General features: G+C 70.1%; 12 protein-coding genes. 5 read left to right on the plus strand and 7 right to left on the minus strand.

Translation table 11 applies throughout. The annotated features are described in order from the left end of the window. Positions 1–481 precede the first annotated feature (481 nt). Both Q0741_RS17920 and Q0741_RS17925 read left to right on the plus strand, forming a co-directional pair. Entirely contained in the window at positions 482–1,192 is a 711-nt protein-coding gene (locus Q0741_RS17920) for a nucleotidyltransferase family protein (protein ID WP_298234553.1), read from the plus strand. Next, positions 1,189–2,421: an FAD-dependent monooxygenase gene (locus Q0741_RS17925; protein WP_298234554.1), complete on the plus strand. Its 1,233-nt coding sequence runs from the start codon at positions 1,189–1,191 to the stop codon at positions 2,419–2,421. Before Q0741_RS17920 ends, Q0741_RS17925 begins: the two co-directional genes overlap by 4 nt. Positions 2,422–2,441: 20 nt before the next feature. Here the strand turns inward: Q0741_RS17925 and Q0741_RS17930 are convergent, their stop codons facing one another. Next, positions 2,442–3,254: a carbon-nitrogen hydrolase family protein gene (locus Q0741_RS17930; RefSeq protein WP_298234555.1), complete on the minus strand. Its 813-nt coding sequence runs from the start codon at positions 3,252–3,254 to the stop codon at positions 2,442–2,444. A 36-nt stretch (positions 3,255–3,290) separates the two neighbouring features. Further along, positions 3,291–7,361 carry a YhdP family protein gene (locus Q0741_RS17935; protein ID WP_298234556.1) on the minus strand — a complete coding sequence of 1,357 codons (4,071 nt, stop codon included), beginning with the start codon at positions 7,359–7,361 and terminating at the stop codon, positions 3,291–3,293. Between the two features lie 130 nt (positions 7,362–7,491). Here Q0741_RS17935 and glnE point away from each other — a divergent pair, with 130 nt between their 5' ends. The 3 genes from glnE (at position 7,492) to Q0741_RS17950 (ending at position 11,796) form a co-directional block, all read left to right on the plus strand. Continuing rightward, a complete protein-coding gene (gene glnE, locus Q0741_RS17940; RefSeq protein ID WP_298234557.1) occupies positions 7,492–10,221 on the plus strand; it encodes a bifunctional [glutamate--ammonia ligase]-adenylyl-L-tyrosine phosphorylase/[glutamate--ammonia-ligase] adenylyltransferase in 2,730 nt (909 codons plus the stop codon). Between the two features lie 92 nt (positions 10,222–10,313). After that, the gene (locus Q0741_RS17945; protein ID WP_298234558.1) at positions 10,314–10,913 is read left to right on the plus strand and encodes a rhomboid family intramembrane serine protease; all 600 of its coding nucleotides are present in this window, start codon (positions 10,314–10,316) and stop codon (positions 10,911–10,913) included. Next, on the plus strand, positions 10,888–11,796 hold the full coding sequence (locus tag Q0741_RS17950; protein ID WP_298234559.1) for a DMT family transporter: 909 nt from the start codon (positions 10,888–10,890) through the stop codon (positions 11,794–11,796). Before Q0741_RS17945 ends, Q0741_RS17950 begins: the two co-directional genes overlap by 26 nt. Before the next feature lie 54 nt (positions 11,797–11,850). Here Q0741_RS17950 and Q0741_RS17955 read toward each other — a convergent pair whose 3' ends face one another. From Q0741_RS17955 to Q0741_RS17975, 5 genes are all read right to left on the minus strand, one after another. Continuing rightward, positions 11,851–12,714 (minus strand): ferritin-like domain-containing protein, encoded by an 864-nt coding sequence (locus Q0741_RS17955; RefSeq protein WP_298234560.1) that lies wholly within the window; start codon positions 12,712–12,714, stop codon positions 11,851–11,853. A 437-nt stretch (positions 12,715–13,151) separates the two neighbouring features. Next, entirely contained in the window at positions 13,152–14,138 is a 987-nt protein-coding gene (corA, locus tag Q0741_RS17960) for a magnesium/cobalt transporter CorA (protein WP_298234561.1), read from the minus strand. Between the two features lie 186 nt (positions 14,139–14,324). Then, positions 14,325–15,263, minus strand: a complete 939-nt coding sequence (locus tag Q0741_RS17965) for a serine/threonine-protein kinase (RefSeq protein WP_298234562.1) — start codon at positions 15,261–15,263, stop codon at positions 14,325–14,327. 85 nt (positions 15,264–15,348) lie between these two features. Beyond that, positions 15,349–15,792, minus strand: a complete 444-nt coding sequence (locus Q0741_RS17970) for a hypothetical protein (RefSeq protein WP_298234563.1) — start codon at positions 15,790–15,792, stop codon at positions 15,349–15,351. Positions 15,793–15,816: 24 nt separating this feature from the next. Then, positions 15,817–16,518, minus strand: a complete 702-nt coding sequence (locus tag Q0741_RS17975; protein WP_298234564.1) for a TerC family protein — start codon at positions 16,516–16,518, stop codon at positions 15,817–15,819. Positions 16,519–16,572: the final 54 nt, after the last annotated feature.

Genomic DNA, 16,572 nt, shown 5'->3' on the forward strand with positions numbered 1-16,572 from the left:
GAAGCCTCCAACGCTCCCTTGTGCACAAGCCCGCCCAAGCCCACAGCTTGTCCAAAGCCTTGCCAGCGATGAACTTTTTCCGGCTCGACATGGCCCGGAACGCGCTGTGAACAAGCCTTCAGGCGCGCACAGCTTCTCCACCGTTTTGCCCTGGAACGCGGCTTTTGAACCTTTCCGGATTCGTTCGCTGCTCCTGGTTCGCCGATTTTTCTTCTCCAAGGATGTTCATTTTTAAGAGTGGTCGTCGTGGTAGAGCCCGCCCAGGCCTGTGGATAACCGGCGTTTGTTCTTGTGCAGCATGAACTTGCCCAGGGTCGAAGGCTGGGGACCGCACCGCTGTTTGTTCCGGCGCCAACAGAGAACAAACAGCGCGGACCGGCCCAGAGCTGTGGATAAGCCGGAGTTGTTGTGCGCACTGATCACAGCCTTGTGCACAGGCGCGTCAAAGGGAGCCCCAAAGGCCGGTCCTACACTGCCGCGCATGACTGTTTCCGCCTTGATCCTGGCCGCCGGCCGCGGCGAGCGCATGCGGCCGCTGAGCGACCGGACCCCCAAACCGCTGCTGTCCGTGCAGGGGCGGCGCCTCATCGAATGGCACCTGCTCGCGCTGGCGCGCGCGGGCGTGCGCCGGGTGGTGGTCAACACCGCCTGGCTGGAAGAGCAGTTCGAGCCCGCTCTGGGCAACGGCGCGCGCTACGGGCTGGAAATCCTGTACTCCCGCGAGGGCCGCGACCACGGCGGCGCGCTGGAAACCGCTGGCGGCATGAAGAAGGCGCTGCCGCTGCTGGGCGACAGCTTCTGGGTGGTGTCGGGCGACGTGTTCGTGCCCACCTTCTCCTTCGACGCCGAGGCCGTGCGCCGCTTCGAGGCCAGCGGCCAACTGGCCAAGCTGTGGTTGACCACGAACCCGCCGCACCACCCGGGCGGCGACTTTGGCATCCGCGACGGCTTGGCCGTGTGCGATGCGGAAACCCGATTCACCTGGACCAGCCTGGGCCTGTTCCGCCGCGCTTTCGTGGAGGAGCTGATGACCGATTTGCCTCCCGGCACCAAGGCGCCGCTGCGCCCGTACCTGGATGCCGCGATCGAGCGCCGCGTCCTGGGCGCCGAGCGCTGGCTGGAGGCCTGGACCGACGTGGGCACGCCCGAGCGGCTGGCGGCCCTGGACGCACAAGGCGAACACACCGCATGAGCACGATTCCTTCCTCGTCCAACGCTTCCACCGTGGCCGCCGTACCGGCGGCTTCGCGCATCGCCGTGGTGGGCGCCGGCCCGGTGGGCCTGGCGCTGGGCTTGATGGCGGCGCGGCAACTGCCGCGGGCGCAAATCTCTCTCTTCGACAGCCGCAGCGTCGACAAGGACGTCTCGGCCGACCCGCGTGTGCTGGCGCTGTCGCTGGGCAGCGTGCAGTTGCTGCAGCAACTCAAAGCCTGGAACGCCGCGAGCGCGCAGCCGATCCAGGAGGTGCTCGTTTCGCAGCAGCCGCCGGGCGCCTTGCCGCTGGGCGGCGAGCCGCAGGTGCGCATCAGCGCCCTGGAGGAGGCGGTGCCGATGCTGGGCGCGGTGCAGTCCTACGGCGCGGTGGTGGCGCCGCTGCAGCGCGCGTGGCTGGAACAGGCTGCGGCCGAGCCGCAGCGGCTGTTCACCCGCTTCGGCACGCCGGTGGCGTCGTTCAAGCCGCTGCCGCAGGGCGTGGAAGTGGACGCCGGCATCGCCGAAAGCTTCGATTTGGCCGTGGTGGCCGAGGGCGGCGTGTTCGCGGAGCAGGCGCGCAAGACCATCGCGCGCGACTACGGGCAAACGGCGTGGATCGGCACCGTGACGCTGGAGGGCGGCCGTCCGGGCCTGGCCATCGAGCGCTTCACCCGCCAGGGCCCGGCCGCCCTGCTGCCGCTGCCGCCAAGGCCGGACGGCCTGCATCGCGCCGCGCTGGTGTGGTGCGTGGACAGCCGCGACGACCCCGTGAAGGATTTGAACGACACGCAGCGGCTGCTGGTGCTGTCGAACATCTTCCCGGCCGAGGCGGGGCGGCTGGTGGCGGTGACGCCGATGAAAGCCTTCGCGCTGGGGCTGAATGCCGAGCGCACGTTGGCGAAGGACCGCACGGTGCGCATCGGCAACGCGGCACAGACGCTGCATCCGGTGGCCGGCCAGGGCTTGAACCTGGGTTTGCGCGACGCCTACGCGCTGGTGCACGCGCTCAAGCGCAGCGGCTCGGTGGAGGCCGCGCTGCGCCGCGTGGAATTCCAGCGCGCCCCCGACCGCTGGAGCGTGATCGCCGCCACCGATTTCCTGGCCCGCAGCTTCACCTGGCAATTGCCGGGGCTGCCGACGGCACGGGCGCTGGGGCTGGCCCTATTGCAGGCGGTGCCGCCGCTGAAATCGGCGCTGGCGCGGCAGATGATGTTTGGGCGGCGGTGAAAAACGCGCTCCTGCGCTGCTCACAGCCTCCGATGTCCCAACGCCGGCAACTGCACCCTCACCTGCCCCATCCGGGCCGCATCGAAGGGCGCGATCGCGATGCCTTCGCCTTCCTCGACCACTGAGAGCACTTCCCCCCAGGGGTCGATCACCATGCTGTGGCCCCAGGTGCGGCGGCCGTTCTCGTGCTGGCCGCCCTGGGCCGCCGCTACCACGTAGCACTGGTTTTCCACCGCGCGGGTGCGCAGCAGCAGCTCCCAGTGCGCGCGGCCCGTGGTGTAGGTGAAGGCGGCCGGGACGCTGATCACGTCGCAGGGCGGCTGCCCTGCCGCAAAGCTCATCGCCCGGTACAGCTCCGGGAAGCGCAGGTCGTAGCAGACCGACAGCCCCACCCGCAGCGCTCCCGCCTGCACCGCCACCGGCACGTCGCCCGGCTCCAGCGCCGCGGCCTCGTCGTAGCGCTCGCGGCCGTTGTCGAAGGCGAACAGGTGCAGCTTGTCGTAGCGCGCGGCACGCATACCGTCGGGCCCGTACACGCAGCAGGCGTTGCGCACGCGCTGCCCGTCGGCGGCGTGGATGGGCAGCGTGCCGCCGATCAGCCACAGGCCGTGGCGCTTGGCCTCGCCGGAGAGGAAGTCCTGGATCGGCCCGGCACCGTCCTCCTCGGCAATGCGCAGCTTGTCGCGGTCGTCCTGCCCCATGAGGCAGAAGTACTCGGGCAGCGACGCCAGCGTGGCGCCCTGCGCCGCGGCCTCGGCGATCAGCCGGGCGGCGGCTTCCAGGTTCCGGCCCACGTCGGGCGTGGACACCATCTGCAGGGCGGCAAGTTTCATGAGGCGGCTCTCTCTATAAAGGTTGGGGTTCGGGTTTCAGTTCTGCACCCGCGGGCTCGACGCCGCGGCGGCCGCGGCCGGCGGCGGTGAGGGGGCCAGGTCGGGCAGCGGCTTGCCCGGCGCGCGCTCCACGCGCTCCACCTGCGGATCGCTCCATGAGCCGCTGACCTGGAACTCGCGCGTGCCGGCCTGCATCAGCGGCTTGCGCAGGAACAACTGCGCCAGGAAGGTGCCCAGCCCCACGGCCGGGTTGATGGCCGCATAGGCCAGCGAGGCGGTGCCGGCGTTGATCTCGGGCACCACCACCACGTGCAGGTCCTGCGTCTCGCGCGCGATGTCGGCGCGGCCCTCCATCAGCACCGCGGCTTGCAGCCCGCGCATGAGCAGGTTGTTGGTCTCGGCCACGCCATCGTCCATGTGCACGTCGCCGGTGACGTTGTCGAAGGCGAAGCCCTGCAGGAACACGTCGCGGAAGTCCAGCGTCAGCCGCCGCGGGATCGACTGCAGGCTCAGCACCGACAGCAGCCGCCCCGCGCCCGCGCCGGCCTTGAGGAAGCGGCCCTGCTGGATGTCCACGCGCAGCTGCCCGTCCATGCGCGAGGGGTCCGGCGCCAGCGGCGAGCCCGGCCACGACACCTCGCCCTGCAGCCGGCCCTTGCCGCCCTCCAGCACGCCGCCCAGGCCCAGGCGCTGCAGCAGCGCGCCGCTGTCGTCGAGCTCCAGCCGGAAATCCATCACCATGCGCCGGCGCCCGTCCGGGCCCGGCACCCACTTCCCCAGCGCCTTGAGCTCGGCCTCGGCCGTGGTGAGCTGCAGCTTGTCGAGCTGCCACTCGGCCGGGCGCGGGCCGTTGCGGCGGTTGACGGCCTGGATCTCCACTTTCCCCAAGTCGCGCCCGCCCAGCTCGAAGTTCTCCACCACGATGTCCAGCGCCGGCACGCTCGCCGGGGCCTGTGCCAGCAGCGACTCCACGCCCTGCGCCGCGCTGGGCGGCAACGCCAGCCGCGCCAGCCACGCGCGCACGTGTCCGGGTTGCGCGGCGTCGCCGGCGCGGAATTCGACATGGCCATCGAGCTGGTCGGCATGCAGGTTGGCGCGCCAGGTGTCATCGCCACCGGCATGCGTGACGCCGGCCACCACGTGGTCCAGCCGCCGGCCGCTCACCAGCAGCTGCTGCACCTGCAGCGCCACGCTCATCGGCGGCGTGGCCGCCGCGCCGCCCGCGTGGCCCGCGCCACTGGCACCACTGACGGCACCCGCACCCGGCCCGCCGGCGGCGGCGGCGCTGCGCGACAGGCGCTCCCAGGTCTGCTGCCAGGCGTCGAGGTCCAGCGCCGGCAGGGCCACGGCGATGCCGAAGCCGTGCGAAGGCTGCGGCGCGGGCTGGCGCAAGCCCAGGCCGCCGCGCAGCAGCACGGCGTCGCCGTCGGCGTCCTGCTGCTGCAGGTCGCGCACGAGCTGGCCCTGCAGCAGCCCCTCGGCGTCCACCTGCCAGTGCTCGTGCAGCATCGCGCCGTCGGCCACCACGCGCGTGCTCACCTGCAGCGGCAGCGGCGCCTCGGCGGCCTTGCGCAGCGGCTCGGGCAGCTCGGAGCCCATGCCCACCAGGTTGCTCAACACCACGAATTCCGGATGCCCCTGCCGCACCGCGAGCTGCAGCCGGTATGGCGCCTGGCCGCTGAACGCGCCGGCCAGGCGCGAGATGAAGCCCAGCTCCGGCGCGCGGCGCAGCCCTTCTGCGCTGGCGACGCCGTTGCCGCTGAAGCGCAACGTGCCGTCGGGCTGCGTGCCGCCCTCGAACACCGCGTCGCCGCCGAGCACGCGCGCGCCGCCGGTGATGCCCATGCGCTGGCGCGTGAACTCCACCTTCGCCCGCGTGGCGGTCAGCAGCGGCACTTCGGGGCCCAGACGCACGTCGTTGCCCGACAGCAGCACGCTGCCCTGCACAGTGCTCTGGTCCAGGTCGAGCAGCGGCAGCTGCAGCGCCAGGCGCAGCTCGGCGTTGCCGGTGGCGACGGCCTCCTTGAGCCCGCCGTTGATCCACCCGCCCACGGGCGAGGTGTTCACGAACTGCAGCATGTCGTGCGCCGGTCCGCGCCCGGTGCCCTCGATGCGCAGCTGCGCCTGCTCCAGGTCGGCGAAGCCGCCATTGACGCCGGCCAGCTCCAGCCCCAGCCCCGCCACGCGCGCCCGCACGTTGCGCAGCGCCATCGAGACGCGGTCGAACACCAGCTCGCCACCGACCTGCGTGAACGTGGGCCAGGAGGGGTCATCGGGCACGTAGGCCAGCGTCGTGTCCTCCACCTGGCCGGCGATGCGGAACTCGCCGTTGCCGCGGCGGAAGGGAAATTCGCGCAGGTCGCCGCGCACGCGGAAGGTGGCCTTTGGGATGCGCCCGCCCTGCACCGCCTGCGCCACCCAGTGCCGCGTGTCGGCGGGGATGGTCAGCGGCAGGTAGCGCGCCACCGCTTGGGCGCGGCCCTGGACCAGCCGCCCGTCGAGCTCCAGCGTGCCCGGCAGTCGGCCCTGGGCATCGGTGCGCCAGGTGGCGTTGAACTCGGCCTGCGCGTCGGCCGTCACCAGCTTCGCCTCGCGCAGGTGGAACTCCAGCTTCGGTGCCCTCGGCGCCGCCGCCGTCTGCAGCCGCCAGGCCAGCACGCTGCTGAAGCGCTCGACATCGATGCGCGGCTGCTCGAACACGCCCGGGAGCTCCAGCGCGCCCCGCGCGAGCTGCAGCCGCGCGCTGCCGCCGGCCTCGCTGGCGTCGAACTCGGCGCTCAAGCCGCGCACCCCGGGCTGGCCGATGTCGCCCTCCACCGGCGTGCCTTCCAGCGCCAGGTCCGCGACGCGGCCCTTGACGCGGTAGCGCCCGGGCTGCTCCAGCGGCCCGTCCCAGCGGGCTTCCAGCGCGGTGACGACGCCCTCGGGCGCCAGCGAGCGCAGCCGCGCCTCCACTCCTTCGGGCAGCGGCACGCGGGTGGCCAGCCGCGCCAGCAGGGCCAGGTCCAGCCGCTCGGCGTCGAGCTCGCCGCCGGGCTGGACGCCCCGGCGCAGGTGCAGCCGCGTGTCGCCGGCGGGCCACTGCAGCCCGTCGTCGGTGGTGAAGCCCAGTTGCTGGGCGCGCAAAGTCAGGTCCTTGCCGTCGCGCTGCGCCGTCAGCCGCCCCTGCAGCTGCGCCAGCGCCAGCGGTTCGTGCCCGGGCAGGCGCAGGCTCAGCTCGCGCAGCGCCAGGTCCAGCGTGACTTCGCGCGCGTCGCCGCGGTCGATCTCCACCCAGGCGCGCAGCGCGCCCTGCCCGCCGTGGATCTCCGCCCGCAGCGTGGCGAGCTGCTGCAGCGGCACGAAGTCGATGGCGGGCAGCTCCGCGTGCAGCGTGCCGCGCCAGCGCTTGAAGTCCGAGGCGCGTGCCAGCAGCGGCTGCTTGAAGCGGCCCTGCACCGACCAGCGCTGGCCCCAGGCAGGCGGAGGCGTGAAGTCCAGCCGCAGCTCGTGGCGGCGCAGCCCGTTGCGCAGCAGCAGCAGCACCTGGCTGACTTCTACGGGCTCGGCGCCGCGCAACTCGTCGGTCCAGCGCACGCGCGCGTTGCGCACCAGGAATTCGGGCTGGGCGAAGAACCAGTCGGCCAGCGCGGTGTCGCTCTTGGCGTCGGTGACCTCACTGGTGAGCGGCAGGCCGGCCACGTGCAGGCGCCCCTGTGCGTCGCGGCGCAGCTCCAGTTGTGCGTCCTCGATCACCAGCTGCTCCAGGCGCAGCCGCAACGTCAGCAGCGAGCGCGCGGACACGGCGGCCGACAGGCGTGGCAGCCGCAGCGCCTCGCGCTGCTGCGTGTCCAGCAGCACCACGTCGCGCAGCTCCAGCGCCGGCACCCAGCCGCCGCCGCGGGTCTGGATGTCACCGATGCGCAGCGGTACACCGAGCGAACGGCTGGCGTAGGACTCGATGTGCGGCAGCCATTCGCTGGCGTGGGGCAATATGACCCAGTGCAGGACGGCCATGGCGAGCAGCAGTAGGCTCCACGCCGCGATCAAGAGACCCGCTGCCAGCCGCAGGCCCCAAGGCCAACGCGAGCGGCGGCGGGCGACGGGATCGGGGGGGATTGGAGGCATGTCGGAATGCCCGCCGGGTGTGCGGCGCGACAGGTACAACAGGTGATCGGGAACCAGACGCCAGCGCGGTCGGTTCTCCGGGGCCGCTCCAAGACCCGGTCAATCTAGCACACGGGGTTTTGCCGGCACGATGGCTTCCGTTTCTCCAACTTCAACCGTTGTTGAGCCGCCTTTGGCGGAATACAGCCGTTTCGTGCAGCGCGTGCGTCGCCGCCATGCTGACCTCCTGCCCTTGCTGGCACAGGGCGTGCCCGACGGCGCCAGCATCCAGGCCCTGATCGAAGCCCTCCTCGCCACCGGCCGCCCGCTGCCCTCGGCCTTGCGCATCGCGCGCCAGCTGGTGCTGGAGCGGCTGGCGGTGCTGGACGTGGAGCAGCACGCGCGGCTGGAGGACGTCACCAGCGCCATGACGGCACTGGCCGAAACCACGCTGGAGGCGGCGCTCGCGGAGGCGCGCGCGCAGGAGTCCGAGCGCCACGGCCAGCCGCGCACCGCCGCCGGCGAGCCGATCGAGTTCTGGATTGTGGGCATGGGCAAGCTCGGAGCGCGCGAGCTCAACGTCTCCTCCGACATCGACCTGATCTACGTGTACGAGGAGGACGGCGAAACCGACGGCGCGGTGCCCATCTCCGCGCACGAGTACTTCGCCAAGGTGGCCAAGCGGCTGTATGCGCTCATTGGCGACACCACCGACGACGGCTTCGTCTTCCGCGTGGACCTGGCGCTGCGGCCCAACGGCAACTCCGGCCCGCCGGTGGTGAGCCTGTCGATGCTGGAAACCTACTTCTATGCGCAGGGCCGCGAGTGGGAGCGCTTCGCCTGGCTCAAGAGCCGCGTGGTGGCGCCGCGCGCGGCGGTCACCAGCGGGCGCGCGCTGCAGCTGCGCGACCTGGTGACGCCCTTCGTGTACCGGCGCTACCTGGATTACGGCGTCTTCGAAGGCTTGCGCCAACTGCACCTGCGCATCCGCGAGGAGGCCCAGCGCCGTGCCGCCGGCCGGCCCGAGCGTGCCAACGACGTGAAGCTGTCGCGCGGGGGCATCCGCGAGATCGAGTTCATCGTGCAACTGCTGCAGGTGGTGCGCGGTGGGCACTTCCCGGAGATCCGAACCCGCTCCACGCTGCGCGCGCTGCAGAAGCTCACCGCGCATGGACTGATGGCCCCGGCCACCGCCGAGCGGCTGGCACGGGCCTACACCTTCCTGCGCCGCGTCGAGCACCGCATCCAGTACCTGGACGACCAGCAGACGCACCTGCTGCCCACTGCCGACGGCGACCTGGGCTGGATCGCGCGCAGCATGGAGCTCACCTGCAGCGCCGATGCCTGCGAGCTGCTGGACCGCCTGGGCGAGACGCGCGAGTTCGTGGCGCTGGAGTTCGACGCCCTGCTGCACGACGGCCGCAGTCCGCCCACCCGCGGCAACGGCTGCCGCAGCTGCGGCGGCACGCCGCTGCCGGTGGACGATGAGGGTTTCCTGGCCAAGCTGCCGGGTGAGCTGGGTCAGCGTGTGCGCCAGTGGGTGCAGCAGCCCAAGGTGCAGGCGCTGCGCGACGACAGCAAGCTGCGCCTGGCGCGGCTGGTGCAGCGCGCGGCCGAGGCGGTGGAGCGCCAGAGCTGCACCCCGGAGGCGGCGCTGCGCTTCATCGACTGGCTGGAGCCGCTGATGCGGCGCGAGAGCTACTTCGCGCTGCTGGTGGAGCGGCCCGAGGTGCAGGCGCGGCTGCTGCGGCTGCTGGGCCTGGCGCGCTGGCCGATGCGCTACCTGATGCGCCATCCGGGCGTGATCGACGAGTTGGCGGACCGCCGCATCATCGACCAGCGCTTCGACCGCGCCGCCTTCTCGCGCGAGCTCGACGAGCGCCATGCCGCCTGGGAGCGCTCGGGCGAGGCTTCGGAGGAGGCGCTGCTCGACACCCTGCGCCGCGCCCACCATGCCGAGGTGTTCCGCATCCTGGTGCGTGACGTGGAAGGCCACATCACCGTGGAGCAGGTGGCCGACGACCTCTCGGCGCTGGCCGACGCGGTGCTGGAGCGCACGCTGCACTGGGGCTGGCATCACCTGCGTAAGAAGCACCGTGAGGTGCCGCGATTTGCCGTCATCGCCTACGGCAAGCTCGGCGGCAAGGAGCTGGGATATGGAAGCGACCTGGACCTGGTCTTCCTCTTCGATGACGAGGATGAGGGTGCCGCGGAGACCTACGCCGGCTTCGTGCGCAAGCTCATCACCTGGCTGACGCTGCGCACCTCGGCCGGCGAGTTGTTCGACATCGACACCGCGCTGCGGCCCAACGGCAATTCCGGGCTGCTGGTGACCTCGCTGCAGGCCTTCGAGCGCTACCAGCTCGGCCGCGGCAGCAACACGGCCTGGACCTGGGAGCACCAGGCGCTCACGCGCGCGCGCTTCTCGGCCGGCGACCCGTCCATCGGCGTGCGCTTCGAGGAGATCCGCCGTGCCGTGCTCAGCGCGCCGCGCGACGCCGTGGCGCTGCGCCAAGAAGTGCAGGCCATGCGCGACAAGATGCGCGCCGCGCGCCCGGTGAAGGACGGGCTTTTCGACGTCAAGCACAGCCCTGGCGGCATGGTGGACGCGGAGTTCGCGGTGCAGTTCCTGGTGCTGGCCCATGGCGAGCGCCATCCGGAGTTGCTGGACAACGTGGGCAACATCGCGCTGATGTTGCGTGCGCAGGATGGGGGGCTGCTGCCCGCGGGCGTGGGCAGCGCCGCGGCTTCCGCCTACCGCGAGCTGCGCCGCGCGCAGCATCGCGCGCGGCTGGACGAGCAGCCCACGCAGTTCCCACCCGAGCAGTTCAAAGAGTCGCGCGAGGCGGTGCTGGCGCTGTGGCACGCGGTTTTTGATTGAAGCGGCGCGATCCGTTGCGCGTGTCCTCCGAGGCCTCTCGTGTGCGGGAGGCCTCGGCGTCTTCAGGCGCCGCTTTCGCAAGTCCTGGACGGATGGAGGGTGCCGCGGGGCGCCAGCCTGCTCATGCCTGGCTGGGACTGTGCGCGCTGCTGGCCTTCGGTGCCTGTACCGCCTACTTCTTCCTGTCGCCCGCGGCGCTGGACATCCAGCCCGACCGCTGGCTGCGTGAGCCCTGGCGCCTGTGGACGGCGGCCTGGGTGCACTGGACGCCGTTGCACCTGGCGGGCAATGCCGCCGGCGCGGCGGCGCTGGCGCTTTTGGGCCGGGCCGCGGGCCTGGGCCGCGGCCACGCGCTGGGCGCCTTCATCTCCTGGCCGCTGACGCACCTGCTGCTGGCACTGTGGGGCATGCCCGGGCTGATGCACTACGGCGGGCTGTCGGGTGTGCTGCACGCCGGCGTGGCGTTGGCCAGCACGGTGCTGCTAGCGCGGCGCGGGCTGCAGCGCGCGGTGGGCGTGGCGGTCTGGGCGGGGCTGCTGCTGAAGCTGGCGTGGGAGTCGCCCTGGGGGCCGCGGTTGGCGGTGGGATGGGATTTCACCGTCGCGACGCATGCGCATGTGGCGGGAGTGCTGGCCGGGCTGTTGTGTGCCTTGGCCGTGGAATGGCATGAGCGACAGAAAAACAAACCTTGATGCTCGCGCCGTGGCCGGCATCGTGCTGTGCTGCGGGTTGTGGGGCCTGAACCAGGTGGCCACCAAGGTGGCGCTGGCGGAGATCGCACCGCTGCTGCAGGCCGGACTGCGTTCACTGGGCGCGGCGCTGCTGGTGGCGCTGTGGTCGCGGGCGCGGGGCCAGGCGTTGCGGGGAGGTGCGCCGGCGGGCGCCTGGCGTGGCGGGCTGCTGGCCGGGGCGTTGTTCGCGGCCGAGTTCGGCTGCATCTTCATCGGGCTGCAGTACACCAGCGCCTCGCGCATGGTGGTGTTCGTGTACCTCGCTCCCTTCGTGGTGGCACTGGGCATGCCGCTGATCGCGCGCGCCGAGCGGCTGTCGGGGCTGCAGGCGGCGGGGCTGCTGGTGGCTTTCACGGGCGTGGCCTGGGCTTTCGGCGAAAGCTTCAACGGTCCGGCCACGGCCGGCTCGCACCAATGGCTGGGCGATGCACTGGGTGTGCTGGCGGCGCTGCTGTGGGGCTGCACCACCCTGTCCATCCGCGCCACACGGCTCTCGGCCGCCCCGGCGGAAGTGACGCTGCTCTACCAGCTCGGCGTCTCGGGCGTGCTGCTGTTGGTGGCCTCGGCGCTGGCCGGCGAGCCCTGGCCAGCGCGCGTGGGCGCGCTGTCAATGGCGATGATGGGCTTCCAGATTGTGGTGGTCAGCTTCGCCAGCTACCTGCTGTGGTTCGAGCTGCTGCGCCGCTACCCGGCGACCAAGCTCTCCGCTTTCACGCTGCTCACGCCGCTGGCGGGCTTGCTGGCCGGCGTGGCGTTGCTGGATGAGCCCCTCACCGCCCGGCTGGTGGCGGCGACCGTGGCGGTGTGCGTGGGCATCGCCGCCGTGAACCGGCGGCCGCGCTGAAAAAGAAAGCGCCCCCGCGGGGGCGCCGTGCTCAGGTTCGGCAGGTGGCCGGGCTCAGGCATCAGCCGATGCCGTGTCGGCCGGCACCGCCAGCTTCTGCGCCATCTCCTTGCGGAAGCGGTTGAGCGCCTGGACGTTCGGAAACTCGCGGCCCATGAGCAGGCTCATGTTGTGCAGGATGCGCTCCACGACCTTGCCTTCCCAGGTGGCGTCGAACTGGATCTGCTTGTCCAGCCACTGTTCCAGCCAGTCGGGATCGGGCAGGCGGCTCTGCACGGTGTCGCGCGGGAACAACTTCTCGTTGACATGCAGGTTGGTTGGGTGCAGAGGCTGCGAGGTGCGGCGGGCGCTGGCCATGAGCACGCCGACCTTGGCGAAAGCCAAGCGCGCCGCGTCGCCGTGCTGCGCCAGCGCGCGCTTCATGTAGCGCAGGTAGGCGCCGCCGTGGCGGGCTTCGTCGCGGGCCAGCGTCTCGTAGATGGCCTTGATCACCGGCTCGGTGTGCCACTCCGCCGCGCGGCGGTACCAGTGGTTCAGGCGGATCTCGCCGCAGAAGTGGAGCATCAGCGTCTCCAGCGGCGGCGCCGGATCGAATTCGAAGCGCACCTCGTGCAGCTCGGCCTCGGTGGGCACCAGGTCGGGGCGGAAACGGCGCAGGTACTCCATCATCACCAGGGAGTGCTTCTGCTCTTCGAAGAACCACACGCTCATGAAACCGCAGAAGTCGCTGTCGCCGCGGTTGTCCCGCAGGAACATCTCGGTGGCCGGTAGCGCCGCCCACTCGGTGATGGCGTTCATCTTGATTGTGTGCGCCTGCTCCTCGCTCAGCTGTGCGGCATCGAAGCGGTCCCAGGGAATGTCCGTGTCCATGTTCCAGCGGACGGCTTCGAGTTGCTTGAAGAGTTCGGGATAAAGCATGGCGGACGACATTTCCTGAGACGAGCGGTTTTTGGGCAGAACCGCGAATTTTAGAGGGGCACCCTGATAACCCTATGACAACTCCTACAGCGGCAGCCGACTTTCGCGTCTGATGCCAATCAATGACCTGCTTTGCCAAATTCTCGTTGCAGCGGGGATGCAAAGGTAACGGTGCATCACAGTGATGGAACCGGGCATGTGGTGTGTTGTCTCATGTCCGTGCCGATGCTGTTGAAGGCGCTCAGCACGACATCTGTTTTTCTGCCCTGCCGCCCGCCGGCACCGCCGGCTGCAATCCCGTAAGCGCTTCTCCTCCTCCCTCCCTCCCTCGTTCGCTACGGGGCGCGGCACGGCAGTCTTTATGAGCCACGGGGCACCGCTCGACGCGGTGCCCCGTTTTTCTTTTTAGGCGGCGGGAAGGGGGGTACGCCGGCGGCTCAGAGCCAGCCCTTGCGCTTGAAGTACCAGAACGGCGTGATAACGCTGAAGAACATCAGACCCAGCGCGAAGGGATAGCCCAGCTCCCAGTCCAGCTCGGGCATGAACTTGAAGTTCATGCCGTAGAGGCTGGCAATGAGCGTGGGCGGCAGCAGCGCCACCGAAGCCACTGAAAAGATCTTGATGATGTTGTTTTGGTTGATGTTGATGAAGCCGACGGTGGCGTCCATCAGGAAGTTGATCTTGTCGAACAGGAACGCCGTATGGCTGTCCAGCGAGTCGATGTCACGCAGGATCTGGCGCGCTTCCTCAAACTGCTCGGCATTGAGCATGCGGCTGCGCATGAGGAAGCTCAGCGCGCGGCGCGTGTCCATGACGTTGCGGCGGATGCGGCCGTTGAGGTCCTCCTCGCGCGCGATGGCCGTGAGCGCCTCGCCGGCAGCGACGTCGTTGACCTCCTGCCGCAGCACGCGCTGGCTGACCTTCTCCAGGTTGTCGTAGATGCCCTCCAGCGCATCGGCGCTGTACTCGGCGTCGGCGTCGTAGAGCTTGAGCAGCACGTCCTTGGCGTCCTCGATCAGGGCCGGGATGCGCCGCGCGCGCAGGCGAAGCAGCCGGAACACCGGAAGGTCTTCGTCATGAACCGAGAACAGCACGTTCTCGCGCAGGATGAAGGCCACGCGCACGCTGCGCGAGCCCTGCTCGTCATGGCCCTTGTCGGCGTCGATGAGGAAGTCCGAGCGCATGTGCAGCTCGCCGTTGTCCTCCTCGTAGAAGCGTGCCGATTCCTCCAAGTCCTCGTCCACGATGTCGGCGGGCAGCACCAAGCCGAAGCGGGCGTGGATCCAGGCTTTTTCCTCTTCGGTGGGGGCTTCCAGATCGACCCACACCGGCTTGAGGCCGTTCAGCGGGGCGGGATCGTGCAGTTCTTCCTGCAGCAGCCGGCCCTTGAGCTTGCCGGCCTCCAACGTGAACACATTGAGCATCTGCCCATCTCCAACGACGCATGTGTTGCGGGGCGCCGTGCGCGCCAGAAGGCTGTACGCCGGGCCCGTCGAGGTTGTGAAAACCGCCTCACCCCTCGTGGGTCCGCCAGGCGGTCACGCGTCGGAGTGGACGGTCACCAAGGGTGACTTAGGTCCAATGCTGTCTCCGTAAAAGGGACCCGCGAATTATCTCACCGGCCTTAGGGGTCCTCCGCCCCAGACGGCATGCGCGATTGCGCGCAATTCATGCGCAAGCACCACGCCATCGCCCTCGCGCAAGCCGGGTGATCGGGACAGCGCACGCGCCAGCAGCGCGGAAAGCGCCTCCGGCAGCTCAGGGCGCAGCGCGCGCAGTGGTTGCGGCTCCTTGCGCGCGATGGACTGCAGCAGCTGTCCCAGTGACTCGCCTTCGTGTGGCAGCCGTGCGGTCAGTAGCTGAAACACCATCGCCGCCAGCGCGTAGAGGTCGCTGCGCGCATCGGCGCCGGCGCCGGCCAGCAGTTCCGGCGCCATGTACGCCGGCGTGCCCAGCAGCAGCCCGCTACGCGTGCGTGCGGCGTCATGCAGCCGGGCCAGACCAAAATCGGTGAGCTTGAGCTGGTCCGAGTGGAGGTCCAGCATCACGTTGGCGGGTTTGACGTCGCGATGCAGCACACCCTGGCGATGCGCATAGGCCAGCGCCTCGGCCACGCGCGCACCGATCTCCAGCACCAACGGCTCGGGCAGCAACCGCGCCGGTTGCGTGTAGCGCGTGAGATCACAGCCGGGCAGCAACTCCATCACTAGGTAACCCAGGCCACCGGCTTGGCCGGCGTCGAACACTTGCACGATGTCCGAGTGGTGCAGACGCCGTGCTGCTTCGGCTTCAGCCAGGAAGGCCTGCTGCAGGTTCTGCGCCGAGGTGGCGTCGCTTTCCTGGAGCATCAGCGTCTTGAGCGCGCGCGCAGCACCGCTGGCGACGTCGTGGGCCAGGTACACGGCACCCAAGGCACCGCGGCCGATGAGGCGCTCGATGCGCAGGCCCGCGAACAGCATGCCCGGCATCAGGCCTTCGGTCGTCATCAGTGCCGGCGCGGCGGGCTGTTCGCGCCGCCGCCGCCACCATGCCGTCAGCGCCCATGTCATGTGCTGCCCGCCCCTGCTGCTCAGCTTGGGGCACCTTAGCACGCACCGGGACGGCTGCCGGCGATGGTGGCTGTGACGCTGGGTCTCAGTCGCCGAAGGCCAGCATGAGGCTCAGGCCCGAGGTCACGATGACGGGCAGCGTCCAGCGGTCTTGTGCAGGAGGTGTTTCGACCAGCTCCGGCGACAGTGTCTCGTGAGGCTGGAGGATGCGGGGCCGGCGTGCATCGATCAGGCGTAGCCCCTGTCCATGGCGTAGCTGCAACTGCTGCACCACTTCGGGCAGTGGCCGCCGGGCCACCATCGTCTCGAAGCGTGCGCCCGTGAGCTTCGGGCGCAACTCTTCGAACAGCTGCGCTGCCCAGCGCGCGCGCCACTGCTCGCGGCTGCTGTGCGCCACCCACTTGCTGACGCGGTGCGTCAGCTTGGGAGCGCAGCCCACCAGCACCCAGTGCGTACCGGGGCCGGCCAGCGGCTGGAGCAGGCGTAGCGCGTGCTCGGGGTCATCGACGAACGCAGCGATCTTTTGCATGAGACACCTCCTGCGGCGGCAAGGTCAGGCCGCCGAGGACTCCGACGGCAGCGATTGTGTGGCTCGGCGTGCAGTCAGCCAGCCCGCCCCCAGCACGCCAGCCACCAACACCACATAGAGTGCCACGCGCGCCGTCAGGTTCGGGTCGAACACGGCATCGAGCAGCGGTTCGCCCACGATCATCTTGGCCGCCGTGAAGGCCAGCACGCCCGCGCCGATGTAGGTGATGGCGGGGAAGCGCTCGACCAGCTTGAGCACCACGGAACTGCCCCAGACCACGATGGGCACGCTGATGAGCAGGCCGATGACAACCAGGTCAAAGGCGCCGTGCGCCGCGCCGGCCACGCCCAGCACGTTGTCCACGCCCATGAGCGCGTCGGCAATGACGATGGTCTTCATCGCGCCCCAGAAAGTGTTGGCGCCGGCACCGCCATGGCCGCCCTCTTCGGACTGCGGGGCCAGCAGCTTGTAGGCGATCCACACGAGACCCAGGCCGCCCACGAGCATCAGCCCCGGGATCTTGAGCAGCCACACCACGCCCAGCGTCATGAGTGAGCGCATCGCGATGGCGCCGACGGTGCCCCAGAGAATGGCTTTTTTCTGCAGGTGCGTGGGCAGGCTGCGTGCGGCCAGCGCGATGACGATGGCGTTGTCGCCGGCCAGCACCAGGTCGATGAGGATGATGGCCGCGAGGGCCGAGAACCAGGCAGGGGAAAGAAACTCCATGAGGGCTCCGAAAGTGGATTGCAGGACGGACGGTGCGCAGCGTCCGGCAGGAAT

The organism is uncultured Azohydromonas sp. (assembly GCF_937926365.1).
Classification (GTDB): domain Bacteria; phylum Pseudomonadota; class Gammaproteobacteria; order Burkholderiales; family Burkholderiaceae_C; genus Azohydromonas.